The organism is Sulfoacidibacillus thermotolerans (assembly GCF_003144315.1).
GTDB classification, from domain to species: Bacteria; Bacillota; Bacilli; order Alicyclobacillales; family SLC66; genus Sulfoacidibacillus; species Sulfoacidibacillus thermotolerans.
This window is the reverse complement of sequence record NZ_MPDK01000014.1, coordinates 1-18,095: the sequence shown is the minus strand read 5'-3', so window position 1 is coordinate 18,095 and position 18,095 is coordinate 1. Positions and strand designations below refer to the sequence as shown.

The following is an 18,095-nucleotide window of genomic DNA, read 5'->3' as shown; positions in this document are numbered from 1 at the left end:
CCTGATATGGCATTTGATGGACTCGTGTTATCCGCGATCGCAAATGAATTACAAAATTTACTCGTAACTGGCCGAATCGATAAAATACAGCAGCCGACAGAGCACGATCTCATTCTCACCATTCGCGCGGAGAGATCCAATTATCGCTTGCTGTTATCCGCAAATAAATCCTTTGCACGCGTTCATCTTTTGTCTTCTATGCGTTTGCCAAATCCGACGAACGCTCCAATGTTTTGTATGCTCATGAGAAAGCATCTAGAGGGTGGACGGATCCGTTCCATCACACAATTTCAACGTGAGCGCATCTTATTTATAGACATCGATGCGTATAATGAACTAGGAGATAAAGTCATTCGTCGCATCGTCGTCGAACTGATGGGGAGACACAGCAATATCCTCCTTTTGGATCAACCTGGCGGAGTGATTCTTGACGCTGTCACGCATACGTCCCACGCGATCAATCGCCACCGTGAAATCTTACCAGGCAAACCCTATGTATATCCGCCTCTTCAAACAAAAAAAGATCCGTTTAGCGAAACGAAAGACGCATTTGACACCGCGCGCGCAGTCGCCAAAACAATCTCGATGAAACGCTTTGTCATCGATCATTACCTTGGGATAGGTCCCTTTTTTGGGGATGAATTGTCCGATCGCATCGAGCGAACGCGCGCATCACTGGCACAAGATATGCCCCAAGATCTAGAGTGGCAAATCTTCTCTACACTGCTTGACCTTGCGAGAAACGCAAAACAACCAACGATCGTACGCGATTCTTGGGGAAGTGCCATCGCATTTTACTTATTTCCTCTTTCACATGTAGATGGAACTGCACAAACGTATGCAAACGTCAATCAATGTGTGGAGGCTTTCTATGAGGAACGAGCACTTGCAGACATCGCCCGCTCCAAAACGGCCTCTTACATACGCTTAGTTCGTACAGAGAGAGAACGTGCGCTACAAAAAATCGCAAAGTTTGAAACCCTGTTAGACGCGCACGAAAGCGCAGAAATGTGGCGCGTAATAGGAGAACTACTGACTGCATACGCACATCAAGTAGAAAAAGGGAAAACGAGTGTTACACTTCCTAATTTTTACGATGATGAACGCTTGCTAACCATTGAATTAGATCCTGCAAAATCTGCGCTGGAAAATGCCAATGCGTATTTTAAACGCTATGCCAAATATAAAAAAGGTCGTGAAGTAACGCTGGAACAACTAGAATTGGCACGCGCAGACGCTATCTATTTAGAAAGTGTGTTACATGAACTCGCGTCTTGCCAAATTGAGGACGTTCCAGACATTGAAGCTGAGTTGCGCGAGGTCGGACTGCTACAAAAAAACACAAAAACAAGTAAGCAAACCCAGCAAAAAAAAGGATCATCTAGATACGCGACTTACTATGCTACAGATGGAACACCCATTTTAGTGGGTCGCAACAACCGTGAAAATGATCTTTTGACGCTCAAAATCGCGCAAAAAACAGACATCTGGCTTCACGTAAAAGATGCACCTGGATCACATGTCATCATCCGTTCAGCAGCGCCAACAGAAACGACAATCTATGAAGCCGCACTGTTAGCTGGATACTTTAGCAAACACAAGCAAGCAGGAAAAGTGGAAGTTGATGTCGTGCCGGTGAAAAACATTTGGCAACCAAACCGCGCTCATCCTGGCTTCGTTTTATTTACTGGACAGCGAACCCTTGTTGTTAACCTAGAACATGAAGTACTCACAAAACTGCTGATGAGTACAAACTCCCGCGAAGTTATACAGTAACGGCGCTCCCCTTCCGATATTCTTCAAAAGCTGTCTGCACAGCCTGCAAATGTGGTCTTGCATCGGAGTAGTCAAACAACACCCGGAACGTTCGGGCATTTCGCTCCAGTTTTGCAAAAAGCGAGTGCGGAACCGCCACGATACTCGCAATCGCGTGAACTAACAACCGCACCGCTCGATTGTGATTCCCATAATGACTCAGTGCTGCAAGTAAGATCACCAGAATCAGTTCATGCTCGAAGATTGCTTCGTCTTTTTGATAGCGAAGCAAGTCTTCGCGCAACCATGAAGTGATGAGTGCAAGCTCACTTAATTCGACGCGTGCAATCAACCGTTTGGCTAGCTGCGCATAATCGATTAAAAGCGGCCACATTTCCTCAGTAACAAACGGAGCGACTTGCTCTAAGTCTTGCAGCAAAGACCCAAACGGATGTGCGAGAATGACTCGTGCTACATAAGCCCCACCATCTCGTTCAAAAAGTAAGACTTCCTCCCCAATATTGCGGATTGAACGAAATGTTTTTTCAGCAAATTCGACACATTCACTCATTCGTGTCGCTTGTTCCTTTCGCACTGCTTGCGCCGCGAGGTGATACATCGCAGCAATCGCTTCTTCAACAAAGGGGACAAGTTGTTGTCCAACAAGTGCCGTGCGTACAATTCGTTCAAAAGCATGGATGACATCACGAGCATCTTGTAAGCGATCGGCATGTAAAGCTGCTGTACCAATGGAGGAAAGGCCTGAAAGAACAAACAGCAGCATCCCGCCTTCTCGTTCTTTCGCTGCAATCGCAGCAATTTCAACAAATTGTTTTGTGACACTTGCCCGTGCGGCACGTGAACCATGGTTTGCAATTTTCTCTAACGCCTCAATCGCAATCAATCCCGTTGTTGAATCCATGTCACCTGCCGCACGTTTTGCGATATCGCAAATTTGCTCTACTTTGTCTAGCGCCTCCCGACTGCGGTTACGCGCAATCGCACTCAAACATTCACGCTCAATCTCTGCAACAATTCGCTCTGGTTTTAAAAGTCGCATCACAGCATACAAATACGCAATTAAAATCGCAAAACAAAAAACCACAAGAATCATATCTGCAGCCATTTGCGGCTGAAGATACGAGGGCAGCGTTTCGCGAATTGGTTCTGCAATGCGCGACAAGAGATACAAACTTTGGATGATCGTCACAAAATAGAATAGAATGAGTGATACATTAAAAGGCATTTTCAAAAACAAGTCGAGTACACGATGCGTATAACGACTCGCTGTCAACTGAATCGCAACTAATGTAATAGAAATACAAAGCGCCAAAATCGTCGATAAACTCGATACGATTGTACTCAGATAGTTTCGCGCCGTATCTGTATCACCAGCAAATCCTTTCGGTGAAAAGGTAAATACAAGGGCAATCACCGTGCCCGAAACGAAAGCATGTAAAAACATCTTTTTTAGCAGTGCGTCCAACCCCATTTCGAGCTATCCATTTACAGATTGCCCCAAATGAGATCCAGTAAGTCTGGACGCTCTCATTTTTCAAAAGTTATCGTTCCCATCTGCTTATCCGAAGTTTTTTTCGCAGCGATAAAAAATAAAATTACGCTCGCCAAGCGTAGGGTTGCAGAAATGACCATCGCAGATTGCATGCTGAGTAAATGAAGGAACCACACGCCTATTTCTGGTGCAATAAATCCTATAAAAGCGATCACCATATTGTAATGTGCAATGTAAGAAGTGCGCTCTGCTTGCGGTGCGACCTCAAGTAAATGATTAAAGAGAAGTAACTGCACTCCCGCCACAAAAACACCAGAAACCAAATTAACGCCAGTTAAATACACCAAGTTTTTGCTAAGGATTGTTGCGATGGGTGTAAACGCCATACCAAGACATGCAAACGCTAAAATCAAGGTATTGCCCTTTCGGGCTGACCATCGCCCCCACAGATGAAAGGTCGCAATTTGCGACAGTTGCGCCGCCACAGTAAAAGCACTGATCCAAGCAGCTGTAGCAGCAGCAAACTGGATCTGATAAATATTAAAAAGAGGCCATGCCATCTGCCATCCTAAGTTAAAAAGAGCAGACCCCAGCAAAAACCGCCGATATGGACGATGTTTCAAATACCCAATTCGACGCTTTGGGCGCAAAAATAAAGACGCACGATTAGGCGAATGCTCCTTTTGTGGCTCGCGATGTAAGATCAAATAATAAATTTCCAAACCTGAAAAAGCCAGGGCTAAAATAAAAAACCACTGATACGGTGGGATAAACGTAGGCGCATAGTGCTGCAAGATCAGTCCTGGAACGACAGTTGCGAGCATGCCTACGAGCGTGATTACTTGATTGCGTTTGCCAAAAAAGACGGCCCGACGATCCTCTGGAATCAAGTCACCAATCAACGAAGTCCAAGAAAGTCCACTTAAAGACTGGGGGATATTCATAAAAGCAATACACAACACAATGAATAACGGCAAGAGGGGGCCATGAATAAAAAAAGGGGCGATTGCAATCAGCCCATAAAACATTCGCGCCACAGTCGTAGCGCGAATGCAAAACCATTTTTTACTCGCTGTCCGAGAAAGCCAAAACACTCCAAGCCACGTCGCCACAATCGTAAAAAGAGCGGGTAAAGAATTTAACAAAGCAACCTCTTGGCTGTTTGCATGCAAAGCCTGAATGATAAAAAGTGGAGCAAAATTACTGACAATACTAATCCCGATATTTGCATAACTGCCATTTAGAATGCTTACATGTTCGTTATACTGTACATCATCGACAACTCGTAGTGGCATTATGTTCTCCCGTACGGATTTTGTACAAACTGCTCTAAAGCCTCAACATCGCCTTCTTCAATCCGCTGCATACGCAAGGCAACCTGTATCAGTGTAGCAAAATCTGTGAGACTCAACAACGGCAGATTCTTTTTTGCAAACGCTTCTGCAGCACTTGCAAAACCATAATTGAAGATCGCAGCCACGCCGAGCACATGGGCACATTCTTGCTCGAGTGCCGCAACAGCCGCCAAAGAACTTCCGCCTGTCGAGATTGTATCTTCGATAACGAGCACTTTTTGACTAGCCAGTAGACGACCTTCCACTTGGTTTTGCTTCCCGTGTGACTTTGCTGAGTTACGGACATACACCATCGGCAACCCGAGTCGCTCAGCAATCCATGCAGCATGCGGAATCCCTGCTGTTGCTGTCCCCGCCACACATTCAATCTGTGGAAATTGCTCGGAAATACGTGCGACAAAGCTATCTATGACAAGTCTGCGAGCAATGACATGAGACAGTGTCAAACGATTGTCACAGTAAATCGGTGACTGAATGCCTGATGTCCAAAGAAACGGTTCTTGTGGTCGCAGACTGATCGCTCCAATCTGCAGTAGAGTATACGCCAGCAATTCACGATCAGTCATTGTATCATCTCCGCATCTTCTGATAATGCCTGTGTCACTTCTGTTTGAATCGCGCGCAGTGCCTGCAGTGGATCCTGCGCTTTTGTAATCGGTCGCCCAACGACCAAGTAATCTGCGCCATTTTGAATCGCAATCTTTGGTACAGCGACTCGTGCTTGGTCACCACTCCTAAAACCAGCAGGACGAATTCCAGGAACGACCGCTTTTAATCCTGAAACTCTTTTGACGTCAGCAATTTCATTTGCACTACACACGACACCATATGCGCCGCAAGCTTTAGCTAAGTTTGATAACAATGCAACTTGTTCAGGAATTGTCGATACGGAATATCCGAGTTTACCGAGTTGCTCTTGCGTAATACTTGTTAGCAGGGTAACCGCCAATATTTTTGGTGCGCGCATCGCAAAATCTGTCGTATGTGCTGCATCGACAGCCGCTTTTACCATTTCCTCGCCGCCACTCGCATGCACAGTCAGCAGGTCTACGCCCATTTTTGCTGCCTCAATGACTGCTCCACGCACGGTATTGGGGATGTCGTGGAATTTTAAATCCAAAAATACATGCTTCCCTAAATCGACCAATTCTTCGATAAAACTGCGTCCCGCAGCTAAATAGAGTTGTAAACCCACTTTATAGTGCGTGCAGTATTCGCCAAAATCATCCACCAGTGCGCGCGCCTCTGCTCGCGAAGCATAATCGAGTGCCACAAACACAGGAACTTCACGCGGAGAACTCGAATCACTCAACTTCTCACAACTCCTCTCTCACCCTTAGCAGCCCCGATGAGTTCGATGACAGAACGCACACCATGAGCATCACACCAGGCACCAAGCTCATCGATAATCCGTACACAAGCAAACGGGTCGACAAAATTAGCCGTTCCAACTTGTACAGCACTTGCTCCCGCCATGAGGAATTCCACTGCATCAGCCCCGAACATAATACCACCAATTCCAATAACAGGGATATTCACAGCCGACGAAACTTCGTATACCATGCGAACCGCTATTGGTTTTACTGCGGGTCCCGAGAGTCCACCGACGCCATTTGCCAGAAGGGGTCGCCGCTTCTCAATATCGATTTGCATGCCAATTAGCGTATTGATTAACGATAATGCATCTGCACCTGCTTCTTCACAAGCGACGGCCATCTCTACAATATCAGTAACATTGGGTGACAATTTGACAATGACAGGTACCTTTGCAACTTGCTTAATCGCGCGTACCATATTGGCTGCCATCTGTTTATCCGTACCAAACTGAATTCCGCCACATTTGACATTCGGACAGGAAATATTCAGCTCTATCGCAGCAACCGCATTGACTTGTGACAAGCGTTCTACTACTTGCACGTAGTCTTCGATCGCAGTACCCGCGACATTCACAATCACAGGAAGGCGATCATACTGTTGTAAATACGGCAATTCTTCATCAATCACACGCAAAACACCAGGATTTTGCAAACCAATGGAATTGAGCATGCCAGCAGGCGTTTCTGCTAATCGTGGCGTTTCGTTCCCCTGTCGTTCATCAAGTGTCGTTGCTTTTACCACAATTGCACCTAAGCGGTTCAAATCATAAAAAGCGGCCACCTCGCGCCCAAATGCAAAGCATCCTGACGCCGGCATGACTGGATTTTTAAGCGATAAGGTCAAAAATTGCACACTAAGATCGACCTCGTGATGCGCGTCATACGACGCCCTACGATCAATTGACGGATGCGTCACGTGAATACCACCTCCTGCGCATCAAAGACAGGGCCTTCTTTGCAAGTTTTGAGTTGCGCGATGCGTCCATTGCGCGAAATTTTATGCACGCACCCGACACAAATACCAATCCCACAGCCCATGCGTTCTTCGAGCGACAAATAACCTGGCAGTTGCCATTCGCTGAGTCTACGCTGAACTGCTTGCAACATTGGAGTCGGACCACAAGCGTAATAGCGATCAAAGTCTGCACAAAAAGCTTGAGTCAAAACATCCGTTACAAGCCCGTGATTCCCTAAGCTCCCATCGTTTGTCACAACTGTCACAGGACCATAGGTCTCTAGTTCAGACACCAGAATCGCCTGGGCTTTTGTCTGAAATCCGACGACGGTGTGTACACTTTGTGCGTCTTGACGCAGTTGACGAGCTAATTCGACGAGCGGAGGAACACCAATTCCTCCGCCAATCAAGAGAGCTGCTCGATCATCTTTATGTTTCGGATACCCATGTCCAAGCGGACCTAACACGTCTAAAATCTCTCCTGCCCGCTTTGCCGCAAGACGTCGCGTACCTTGTCCTTGCACGCGATAAACAACACTCAAATGATTTTTGATGAGGTCCACTTTACAGAGTGAAAGAGGACGCCGCAATAAAAAATCAAACGAATCGGTCACGCGAATATGCAAAAACTGACCCGGTTCATATGGGAATACACGCAGATCCACAGGGGCTTCAAGCGTGAGTTCAAAAATGTCAGCTCCGATGCTTTGTTGCGAGATAATCTGCACTAGGGCCAACTTTTCTCCCCCCCTCCTCAAGTGTCCCTTGTAGAGGTCGAGTGGAAAAATGTAACGAGCTTAGCACTTCATACACTGCTCGCGCAGTATCGAGTGAAGTGAGACAAGGAATGGCGTGCTCTACCGCCTCACGGCGAATGCGAAATCCATCACGCTCAGGTGCCTGTCCCCGCGTAAGCGTATTGATCACCATCATCGCCTGGCCTTTTCGAATCATGTCTAAGAGAGAAGGCCCATCACGTGAAATCTTATTGACTAAAGTAGCTTCAATGCCATAGCGCGCCAAGAAATGTGCTGTGCCTTCCGTCGCATAGAGATGAAAACCAAGCATGGCAAGGCCGCGCAAGATCGGCAAGGCTTCTTCTTTGTCCTTATCTGCAATCGTCGCAATGATAGAACCATATGTCGGAAAACGAAAACCAGCAGCAAGCATGCCTTTATACAGCGCTTTGCCAAGTGTAGTGTCCGTTCCCATCACTTCGCCTGTGGATTTCATTTCAGGACCTAATGTCACGTCCACATCGTGTAATTTGGCAAAAGAGAAGACCGGAACTTTCACGGAAATATTCTCTTGTTCTGGCGCCAGCCCTGTTTCCCATCCTAAATCAGCAAGTTTTTCGCCAAGTACCGCACGCATGGCAAGATCCACCATCGGAATCCCCGTGACTTTGCTTAAAAAGGGCACTGTGCGTGAAGAGCGAGGATTGACTTCAAGTACATACACTTGTTGTTCATGAATGACAAACTGAATGTTTAAAAGCCCCACTACGTGCAATTCGCGCGCAATTAAAATGGTGTCTGCAATGATTTTTTCTCGCCACTGTGCTGTCAGAGATTGCGCGGGATAAACGGCAATCGAATCGCCAGAATGCACGCCAGCACGTTCAATATGCTCCATGATCCCAGGAATAATGACCGTCTCACCATCTGAAATCGCGTCTACTTCTACTTCCACTCCTAACAGATAGCGATCAATCAACACAGGATGCTCTGGTGAAACTTGCGCTGCTTCTTTCATATACTGCGATAATTCCGCTTCCGAGTAGACAATCTGCATCGCGCGGCCGCCAAGGACATAAGAAGGGCGTACAAGGACAGGAAATTGCAAGGCTCTCGCAGCTTCAATTGCCTGTGCCAGCGTCGTTACTGCATATCCAGCCGGACGCAGAATCTCTAATTTAGAGAGCAAGTCATCAAACTTCTCGCGATTTTCTGCGCGGTCGATATCTTCGACCTGTGTGCCAAAGATCTTTACTCCTCGATCGGCTAATGGCTTTGCGAGATGGATCGCGGTTTGCCCGCCAAATTGCACAATTACGCCTTCGGGGCGTTCACGCGCAATCACATGCATGACATCTTCGATGTATAAAGGCTCAAAGTACAAGCGGCTTGACATGTTAAAATCTGTTGAAACAGTTTCTGGATTATTGTTCACGACAATCGCATCATATCCATGTTTGCGAAGTGCCAGCGCAGAATGCACCGAACAGTAATCAAATTCAATTCCCTGCCCAATGCGAATCGGTCCAGAACCAAGCACGATAATCTTTTTTGCATCAGAAGGGAGCACTTCATCCTCTGTCTCATACGTAGAATAATAGTAGGGCGTTTTAGCTTCAAACTCTGCGGCACACGTGTCGACCATCTTATACACGGGAGCAAGTTTTTTCGCTTGCCGTAATGCTTCTACTTCTTTGCTGCTAAGACCCGTTAGCGAAGCGATATACTCATCGACAAAACCTGCCCGCTTAGCTAAATAAAGCAGCTCATCAGAAAGCCCTTCACTTTTCAGACGGCTTGCTAGTTCCTTAATTCTTTGCAGTTTGCGCAAGAAAAAGGGATCTACTTTTGTCGCATCATATAACTGCTCTACAGTTGCACCGCGTAAGAGCAATTCGTAGAGTACAAACAACCGTTCATCATCAGGGCGCTTTGCACGTTGCCACAGTTCTTCTACAGAAAGGTTGGAGAGTGATGGCAATTCCAGTGAATAAACACCGATTTCAAGAGAGCGCACCGCTTTCATCAATGACTCTTCAAACGTTCGGCCAAGCGCCATGACTTCTCCTGTCGCCTTCATCTGTGTGCCCAGATGACGTTTGGCGCTCGCAAATTTATCAAAGGGCCAACGCGGAATCTTCGTCACCACATAATCGAGTGCAGGTTCAAAACAGGCGTAAGTCTGGCCTGTGATCGGATTTAAGATCTCATCGAGTGTATAACCTAGTGCCACCTTTGCTGCGACTTTGGCAATAGGATAACCAGTCGCTTTTGATGCAAGAGCACTCGAGCGGCTGACACGCGGATTTACTTCAATCACATAATACTGTTTGCTCTTTGGATCGAGGGCAAATTGCACATTGCAACCACCTTCGATGCCAAGCGCGCGGATGATGCGCAGACTCGCTGACCGCAACATTTGGTAATCCTGATCAGACAGTGTTTGACTTGGTGCTACGACAATGCTGTCACCTGTGTGGACTCCGACTGGATCCACATTCTCCATATTACAAATGACAATACAATTGTCTGCATGATCGCGCATTACTTCATACTCTATTTCTTTAAATCCTGCGATACTGCGTTCAATCAACACTTGACCGATCGGCGAGAGCGCGAGACCGAGTGAAACAATCGATGTAAATTCATCTTCAGTCGTTGCAATTCCGCCACCTGTGCCACCAAGCGTATAAGCAGGACGCACAATCACTGGAAGTCCTATCTCCTGCACAAATGACTGTGCTTCGTCAAAACTAGTAACAATTTTACTTTCAGGAATTGGTTCTCCTAATTCATTCATCAAGGCACGAAACTGTTCGCGATCCTCCGCTTTCTGAATCGAACCTAGCGACGTTCCTAATAGCTGTACTCCTTCACGTTCCAACACCCCTGCTTTTGCTAACTCGACAGCGAGATTTAATCCTGTTTGCCCCCCGAGTGTGGCCAGCAGCCCTTCTGGACGTTCTTGACGAATAATTTGTGTCAAAAATTCTTTAGTCAAAGGTTCAATGTACACTCGATCTGCGGTGTCAGGATCCGTCATAATCGTTGCAGGATTGGAATTCACGAGGATCACACGAACCCCTTCCTCGCGCAGTGCATGACATGCTTGAGTGCCTGCATAGTCAAATTCCGCCGCCTGTCCAATAATAATAGGGCCCGAACCAATGACGAGTATTGATTTCATGTCACTTCGTTTTGGCATTTACATCGCCTCCTTGGACAAACTGCTTCATCAGTTGGATAAACTCATCAAATAACTCATCGCTATCATCTGGACCCGGACGCGCTTCTGGGTGATACTGAACAGAAAATGCTGCCTCCTGTTTTACGCGTACACCTTCGACCGTCCCATCATTTTGATTGATGTGTGTCAATTCTAGATTTGTATTTCTAAGGGACTCTTCCCGAACCACATACCCATGATTTTGTGAGGTCATATAAACGCGTCCTGTGCGCAGATCCTTTACCGGATGGTTTGCACCTCGATGCCCAAAGCGCAACTTTTCCGTCTGTGCCCCGCGTGCAAGACATAACAATTGATGTCCCATGCAAATACCAAAAATAGGAATACGGCCAATCAGCCGCTTTATGGTTTCTACAATTTCTGGAAGATCCATGGGATCGCCAGGTCCATTGGACATCATGAGGCCATTCGGTCCCCAAGCCATAATTTCTTCATAGGTACTATAAGCTGGCAATACAACAACATCACAATTGCGCGCACGCAGCGAACGCAGTACCCCCATTTTTACTCCAAAATCGAGCAAGACAACGCGCAATCCCTCGCCAGGAATGCGGTATGGCGTCTTAGTTGTGACTTGCGCCACCTGATCCACGGGGTGGACATAGTCAGCGAGACGCTGCTGTAGTTGTGCAAGTGGGGTATCTAAACTAGTAATCACGCCCTTCATCGTTCCATGCACACGCAGAATTCGTGTCAACTTACGCGTGTCAATGTCCGCAATGGCGACGACGCCTTCGCGTTTTAAATAGTCATCAAGCGAGAACTCACTTTTAAAGTGACTCGGAATTGTTTCATACGAACGCACCACAAATCCACGCACATGCGAACGAGTTGATTCCATATCATCCACTGTGCACCCGTAGTTTCCAATCAAAGGATAGGTCATCGTCACAATTTGCCCATAGTACGAGGGGTCTGTCAAAACCTCTTGAAATCCTGTCATCCCAGTATTAAATACGACTTCGCCAAACGATTCTCCGCTTGCCCCAAAGTGCGTACCTTCAAACAACGTGCCGTCTTCTAACAATAAACGCGCTCCCATTTGCACTCACCTCCAAGTGATCACTTCATCCCTACGCCTGAAATACCGTTTGACCACGATGTATAGTCAGCACGGGCCAACCCCACAACTCGCGATCCACAAATGGCGTGTTACGCCCTTTAGAGCGAAACGCTTCAGGATTGACGCGGCGCATCTGATTTAAGTCCACAACCGTGAAATCAGCTACACTCGCAAGTTGAATGCGCCCACCTCGCAAATGGAAATGTTTCGCAGGCGCTGTTGACATGAGGTAAACGAGTTTCTCAAACGGTAAAATCCCACTTTTCACAAACGCTGTATACATAAGTGGAAAACTGATTTCTAAGCCAACGAATCCAAAAGGAGCATCTAGCAAACCACGATCTTTTTCTTCTTTCGTATGAGGTGCATGATCAGTGGCAATCATGTCGAGCGTTCCGTCGAGCAAGCCACGCACACAGGCCGCGCGGTCACTCTCAGCGCGCAACGGTGGATTCACTTTCGCTTGTGCCAGCAAGTGTTCAACTTGCTCATCGGTGAGCAAGAGGTGATGCGGCGTCACCTCCGCAGTTACTGGCGCACCGCTTTCTTTCGCGCAACGAATAACTTGCACGGCAGCCTCTGGACTCACGTGGCACATATGCACATGAGCACCTGTTTCCTGTGCAAGTAGTACATCGCGTGCAATCATCACTGTCTCGGCACTGCTCACAATCCCCGGGACTCCAAGGCGCTCCGCGACAGGGCCTGCATTCATACAACCCGCACCCGACAGCGATTCATCTTCTGCATGGACAACAATCGGCACGCCTAACTGCTTCGCTTTTAGCAACGCTTGGCGCATGACTTGTGCAGACTGCACTCCCTTGCCATCATCAGAAAAGGCGACAGCACCCGCTTGATGCAAGGCGACAAAATCTGTTACTTCCTGCCCCTTCGCTCCCTTTGTGATTGCGGCAATGGGATGTACTGTCGCATAACCGAAGCGATCTGCTTCTTCACGAATAAAGTGAACCCATTTCCTTTCATCGACAATCGGCGTCGTGTTTGGCATGCAACAGATCTGCGTAAATCCCCCCGCTGCAGCTGCCATCGTGCCAGTTTCGATCGTCTCTTTATGTGTTTGCCCCGGTTCGCGCAAATGTACATGTGGATCAATGAGGCCTGGCATTACATGCAAACCGCGAAGGTCGATCACCTCATGCGTTGACGTCGGCAACTCTTTTCCAAGAGCCGTAATGATCTGTCCTTCAACCAGCAGATCCTGCACTGTGCTGTACCCCATTACAGGATCGACAACCGTCGCCCCTTTAAATAATTTTCCCAACTGCGTTCCCTCGTTTCTCTACCCTTCTAACCGCATTTCGCTCATACGCTCGCCGCTATCTTTCAAGACAGTGTTGCAAGATCCCCATGCGCATTGGCACTCCATAGTGCGATTGACGAAAATAAGCTGCTCGTGGGTCCTTATCTACTCCTGGAGTTATCTCTCCAGCACGCGGGAGTGGGTGCATAATGATCGCATGCTCCTTCATGACTAAAAGAGTCCCCTCATCGATGACATATTTCCCTTTTACAGCGTCATATTCTGCCAATGAAGAAAACCGTTCTTTTTGAATACGCGTTTGATAAATGACATCTGCTTGCCTCGCCGCTCGCTCTAAGTTCGGTTCGTACTCCACAGAAACTCCTTTTGCTAACGCAAAGTCACGCACGTCATCAGGGAGTGGTGTGCTCGCAGGTGCCGTACATAGCAAGCGAACGGAAGTAAATTGGCTTAAAAGATAAACTAAAGAATGCACCGTTCGCCCATAGAGTAAATCTCCCACTAGCGCAACAGTTAATCCATCAACATGTCCTAATTCTCGTTCAATCGTGTATAAATCGAGTAGTGCTTGTGTCGGATGCTCGCCGGCCCCATCCCCCGCAGACAAAATCGGTACCGTGCTCACACTTGCAGCGCGCGCAGCCGCTCCAATCTCATGGTGGCGCAACACAATGACATCGACATAGCCTGCAACCACACGTATCGTGTCTTCCAAAGTTTCCCCTTTTACGGCAGAAGAAAATTCGCGTGCACTCTCTGTGCTGATCACCTGGCCGCCAAGCCGCAACATCGCCGTCTCAAAAGATAATCGAGTGCGCGTAGACGGTTCAAAAAACAGGGCTGCCATCAGTTTGCCGTCTAATGTGTGAGTACCCCCTTGCTTCAAGATACTTGCCATATGTTTTGCGCGATCAATAAATTCCATGATCTCTGTTTTTTGCAACTGTTTAGCGCTGATCAGATGTTTCAACTGTTCCCGCGTCCTTTCCGCCCTTTCATTCCCCTGAATGTTTATACAACCACACACCATCTTCGCTATCCACTTCTAAAACTTTTACAGAAATGCGCTCATCTCGCGCAGTAGGGACGTTTTTCCCTACATAATCAGGTCGAATCGGCAATTCGCGATGCCCGCGATCTACAAGCACTGCCAACTGTATAACAGCAGGCCGCGAATATCGGCTGAGTGCATCAAGCGCAGCACGTACTGTTCGTCCGGTAAATAGTACATCATCGATTAAAATGACGCGTCGTCCCTCCACTGCGCGCTGTTCCAACCATTCGGGAACCTCTTTGTAACGTTGTGTAAAAAGATCTTCCGCTGTGAACCATGATGCTTTTTCCCCGTTTTTGCCACGCACGATGTGCCCGCGATCATCACGAAATGCTGACACATCTAACGCATAAGAAGGAAGTTGCCAACCTTCAATCTGTGTAATCCGGTGTGCGAGTCGCTCTGCTAAATGCCAGCCCCGTGTGCGAATGCCCACGAGCGCCAACCCGTCAGGACTTCCCGATCGCTCCACAATCTCATGTGCAATGCGCGACAATGCACGTCGCATTGAATCGGCATTGAGCAGTTGAATGTGCGCCATAATCCGCTCCTCTCATCGACATGGATACAAAAAAACCACCTTAGGAGCACGCCTAAGGTGGTTTTTGCTATAGATGACTTGACAAAATGTATGATCTACACGTCAACTATAGAGCAAACCCATCGCCGAACTCCTTATAAGTCTCACTGGACTTATTTAAAGGAACGCTTGATATTACTTGCATCCTAACAAACTATGTGGCACAGGTCAAGCTGTCGATCAATCCATGGGGATGCTCACACGTTGTTATCTTCCTACAAACTCGCCTTCTGCCGTTGTAAATCGCGTAACGTCGCTTGCAATACTGCGGGCAACTCTGCTTCAAACAGAAGGAATTCACCTGTTCGCGGATGAATAAAACCAAGTGTATGCGCGTGGAGAGCTTGTCCATGCAACGCGAGTGGATCGCGTGACGCATAGACAGGGTCTCCCGCAACAGGATGTCCAATATATGCCATGTGCACGCGGATCTGGTGTGTTCGGCCGGTTTCAAGGCGCAATTGTACAAAAGTGTAGTTCTGGTAGCGTTCAAGCACTTGAAAATGCGTCACAGCCCGCTTCCCATAGCCTTCTGGAACAACAGTCATTTGTTGGCGCTTGTGCCGATCACGCGCTATGGGAGCATCGATCATTCCAGTCATAGGCCCTACATGTCCGTGCACAAGTGCTTGATATAACCGGGTGACAGAATGCGCCTTAAACTGTTCAGCCAGCCCCTGATGTGCTAGATCCGTCTTTGCAACAACGAGCAATCCACTTGTATCTTTATCAATTCGATGGACGATACCTGGTCGCTCTGCGCCGCCAATGCCAGATAAATCCTTGATATGTCCGAGCAAAGCACCAACAAGTGTACCGCGCACATGTCCTGGCGCAGGATGAACTACCATGCCACGCGGTTTATTAACTACGATCAAATCGCGATCTTCATAGCGAATATCGAGTTCGATATCTTCCGGAAGCACATCGATTGCAACAGGTGGTGGAACGCGAACGACAATCTCCTGACCAGCGCCAACTTTCATACTCGCACGCGCCGTCTTCCCATCTACCGTCACACGTCCCGATGCAATGAGCTGCTGGATTTTCGCACGCGACCATGTCCCCTGCTGTGCCAGATAACGGTCTATCCGCTCTTCATCGCGGTCAACGACAAACATGACTACTTCTTGTGTTTGAAATTCCTCTTCTTCATCCGGCGCAAAGTCTTCAAGGTTTTCCATGATTCACCTCTTTTGTTTGCGCTTTTTTATGAATGCCAACTTCTTGATCGCGTGCCCGCCACGCACGAAGCACGAGATACACAACAGAAACCACGATACAACTATCAGCAAAATTGAACACTGGATAATGGATTGCCTCAATGTAAACATAGTCAATCACATACCCCAAACGTATGCGATCGATCAAGTTGCCTACTGCACCGCCAAGCAGTAAGCCAAGTGCAATCTGTAGACGCAAATGGCGCTTTGCATAACGCCGATTAATGTAGACAATCACACCGATTACAACCACTGCAACTACAATGAGCAATACCGTTTGATTAAGTAGAATACTAAACGCTGCCCCGCGATTTTGCACATAGAGCAATTCTAAAACGCCCGGCCAAATCGGGATGGCTGAATTTACCGCCATATGCGTCGAAATGATCCACTTAATCAACTGATCAATTGCAGCAACGATACCTGCTACCACATATACCAAACATCCGCCCCCTCACTTACTTTGTATCGTACCATGAGCGTTTGGCACAAACAAGCAATGTGAAAAGGAACAAATCCCGCTCGTCAACAAGTCCTATACAACCCATTAATCTGGAAGTTGCGCTTTGTACTCCATATTGGAGATCTGCTCAATCGGATCTACATACCCTGATCCTTCTGCATAAAGTTCCTCGTCGATTACTGAATCTGGATCGTGTCGCGAATTCATACGCGCGAGTGCTTGCCAACTATCTTCTCCGTCAAATCCAGTGTAATCTTGATCATCTAAGTTTGTTCTCCCAAATCCAGGGGATAGATACTCCTCCTCCACTGGACGATCATGCACATTGACAGGTTGAGACGTCTCTTTCGCACAAGTGATGCAAAGTGTTGCGGCAGGTTCTGCGAGGATTCGAGTTTCTTCAATCGCTTGTCCGCAATGCTCACAGATTCCATAAGTCCCTTCTTGAAATTTTTCCAAAGCGTGCTTCACCGCGTCTAGGCGAAGCTCATCATGCTCACGCAAGGCAATGTCTTTTGCCCGCTCAAACAGTTCTGTCGCGATATCCGCAGGATGTTGATCGTAACCTGACAATTCCCCGATGCTCTCGTTCATTGCTTCCGTTAGCCCATATTGATCTGTATTTTGCAATCGCTGCTCAATTTCTGCTTTTTCTTTCATAAGCAAGACCTTCGCATTTGCGTAAACATGCATGCCAATTCCTCCCGCTGTACATCTTGTAACGCGTACTCTATACCGTTGGGGTATGTAATTCAGCCTGTACAATTCGCACAACATCCGCAATATACGACCCGATTAAAGGGAGATTTAACACCGCTAAATGTTGCATTATTACAATCAATAAAGCTGCAAGCAGTGTAAATCCAAGCCCTATTCCAATCCCACGAGCGAGGCCGCCGATAAAATTCAGATAAATTAAACGCCAAGGTTTCTGCAAAAGCGACACATAGGCGCCAAAATTTACACGTTCAAAATAGTCACTGAGTCTTTCTACAGCTCGCAATCCTTGTGGACGTCTAGCTGGTTGCAATCTTCTCACCACTTTCTAGTCACTGCGCAAAGGTTATCATTCCCATTTAGCAAAGGGGTATGCTTCTTTCAAACATCGCGTCTATGCAAACTGTCAAAGGATGTTCACGGCACAAACTGATCAACCCATTGTGTACGCGCCTCTGTCGTGGGATAGTGAACACAAGGGGAAAGGGGTTGTCGCGCTTGCGCAATCAGCTTATTCGCACTGCTGCAACCGCGCTGATCTGGATCGGAGGCATCGAGGTTCTAAGCAGTTTTGTTGCCAAGCAAATGTATAACTACACACTCACGTTTACGCCCATTTTTTTTGTTCTTGGTATTTTAGGGGTCGTTGTTTTTGTTGTCGCCCGCTTTATTTAACTATGCCTACAACAGTACCTTTGGAAATCGAGTAGGAGGGGGCGGCTAGCCCCCGACCTCTCACACCACCGTACATGCGGGTCCGCATACGGCGGTT

At 47.4% G+C, this 18,095-nt stretch carries 17 protein-coding genes; 2 read left to right on the top strand and 15 right to left on the bottom strand.

Annotated elements, in window-relative coordinates:
- The first annotated feature begins 6 nt into the window (after positions 1-6).
- Positions 7-1,776: an Rqc2 family fibronectin-binding protein gene (locus BM613_RS09065; RefSeq protein ID WP_109430858.1), complete on the top strand. Its 1,770-nt coding sequence runs from the start codon at positions 7-9 to the stop codon at positions 1,774-1,776.
- Here BM613_RS09065 and BM613_RS09060 read toward each other — a convergent pair.
- The 15 genes from BM613_RS09060 to BM613_RS08990 form a co-directional block, all read right to left on the bottom strand.
- Positions 1,766-3,247 carry a DUF2254 family protein gene (locus tag BM613_RS09060; protein ID WP_109430857.1) on the bottom strand — a complete coding sequence of 494 codons (1,482 nt, stop codon included), beginning with the start codon at positions 3,245-3,247 and terminating at the stop codon, positions 1,766-1,768. The genes BM613_RS09065 and BM613_RS09060 overlap by 11 nt on opposite strands.
- 56 nt (positions 3,248-3,303) lie before the next feature.
- A complete protein-coding gene (locus BM613_RS09055; protein ID WP_109430856.1) occupies positions 3,304-4,563 on the bottom strand; it encodes an MFS transporter in 1,260 nt (419 codons plus the stop codon).
- The gene (gene pyrE, locus BM613_RS09050) at positions 4,563-5,189 is read right to left on the bottom strand and encodes an orotate phosphoribosyltransferase (RefSeq protein ID WP_109430855.1); all 627 of its coding nucleotides are present in this window, start codon (positions 5,187-5,189) and stop codon (positions 4,563-4,565) included. The genes BM613_RS09055 and pyrE overlap by 1 nt, the downstream gene beginning before the upstream one ends.
- Complete coding sequence (pyrF, locus tag BM613_RS09045) at positions 5,186-5,935, bottom strand: orotidine-5'-phosphate decarboxylase (protein WP_219930665.1); 750 nt, start codon at positions 5,933-5,935, stop codon at positions 5,186-5,188. Before pyrF ends, pyrE begins: the two co-directional genes overlap by 4 nt.
- Positions 5,932-6,915, bottom strand: coding sequence for a dihydroorotate dehydrogenase (locus tag BM613_RS09040; RefSeq protein WP_281267848.1), 984 nt, complete (start codon positions 6,913-6,915; stop codon positions 5,932-5,934). Before BM613_RS09040 ends, pyrF begins: the two co-directional genes overlap by 4 nt.
- Positions 6,912-7,682: a dihydroorotate dehydrogenase electron transfer subunit gene (locus BM613_RS09035; protein WP_245926331.1), complete on the bottom strand. Its 771-nt coding sequence runs from the start codon at positions 7,680-7,682 to the stop codon at positions 6,912-6,914. Before BM613_RS09035 ends, BM613_RS09040 begins: the two co-directional genes overlap by 4 nt.
- Positions 7,648-10,896, bottom strand: a complete 3,249-nt coding sequence (carB, locus tag BM613_RS09030; RefSeq protein ID WP_109430853.1) for a carbamoyl-phosphate synthase large subunit — start codon at positions 10,894-10,896, stop codon at positions 7,648-7,650. The genes BM613_RS09035 and carB overlap by 35 nt, the downstream gene beginning before the upstream one ends.
- The gene (locus tag BM613_RS09025) at positions 10,880-11,980 is read right to left on the bottom strand and encodes a carbamoyl phosphate synthase small subunit (RefSeq protein ID WP_109430852.1); all 1,101 of its coding nucleotides are present in this window, start codon (positions 11,978-11,980) and stop codon (positions 10,880-10,882) included. Before BM613_RS09025 ends, carB begins: the two co-directional genes overlap by 17 nt.
- 31 nt (positions 11,981-12,011) lie before the next feature.
- A complete protein-coding gene (locus BM613_RS09020) occupies positions 12,012-13,286 on the bottom strand; it encodes a dihydroorotase (RefSeq protein WP_245926325.1) in 1,275 nt (424 codons plus the stop codon).
- A gap of 55 nt (positions 13,287-13,341) precedes the next feature.
- On the bottom strand, positions 13,342-14,256 hold the full coding sequence (pyrB, locus tag BM613_RS09015) for an aspartate carbamoyltransferase (protein WP_245926324.1): 915 nt from the start codon (positions 14,254-14,256) through the stop codon (positions 13,342-13,344).
- A 25-nt stretch (positions 14,257-14,281) separates the two neighbouring features.
- The gene (pyrR, locus tag BM613_RS09010) at positions 14,282-14,881 is read right to left on the bottom strand and encodes a bifunctional pyr operon transcriptional regulator/uracil phosphoribosyltransferase PyrR (RefSeq protein WP_109430850.1); all 600 of its coding nucleotides are present in this window, start codon (positions 14,879-14,881) and stop codon (positions 14,282-14,284) included.
- 254 nt (positions 14,882-15,135) lie between these two features.
- Positions 15,136-16,104, bottom strand: a complete 969-nt coding sequence (locus BM613_RS09005) for an RluA family pseudouridine synthase (RefSeq protein ID WP_425450695.1) — start codon at positions 16,102-16,104, stop codon at positions 15,136-15,138.
- On the bottom strand, positions 16,091-16,576 hold the full coding sequence (gene lspA, locus BM613_RS09000) for a signal peptidase II (protein ID WP_245926330.1): 486 nt from the start codon (positions 16,574-16,576) through the stop codon (positions 16,091-16,093). The genes BM613_RS09005 and lspA overlap by 14 nt, the downstream gene beginning before the upstream one ends.
- A 114-nt stretch (positions 16,577-16,690) precedes the next feature.
- On the bottom strand, positions 16,691-17,299 hold the full coding sequence (locus tag BM613_RS08995) for a TraR/DksA C4-type zinc finger protein (protein WP_181363006.1): 609 nt from the start codon (positions 17,297-17,299) through the stop codon (positions 16,691-16,693).
- Positions 17,300-17,336: 37 nt separating this feature from the next.
- Complete coding sequence (locus BM613_RS08990; RefSeq protein WP_245926323.1) at positions 17,337-17,636, bottom strand: DUF5665 domain-containing protein; 300 nt, start codon at positions 17,634-17,636, stop codon at positions 17,337-17,339.
- 185 nt (positions 17,637-17,821) lie between these two features.
- On the opposite strand from BM613_RS08990, the gene BM613_RS15065 reads away from it, so the two are divergent.
- Positions 17,822-17,998: a hypothetical protein gene (locus BM613_RS15065; RefSeq protein ID WP_181363005.1), complete on the top strand. Its 177-nt coding sequence runs from the start codon at positions 17,822-17,824 to the stop codon at positions 17,996-17,998.
- Positions 17,999-18,095 lie beyond the last annotated feature (97 nt).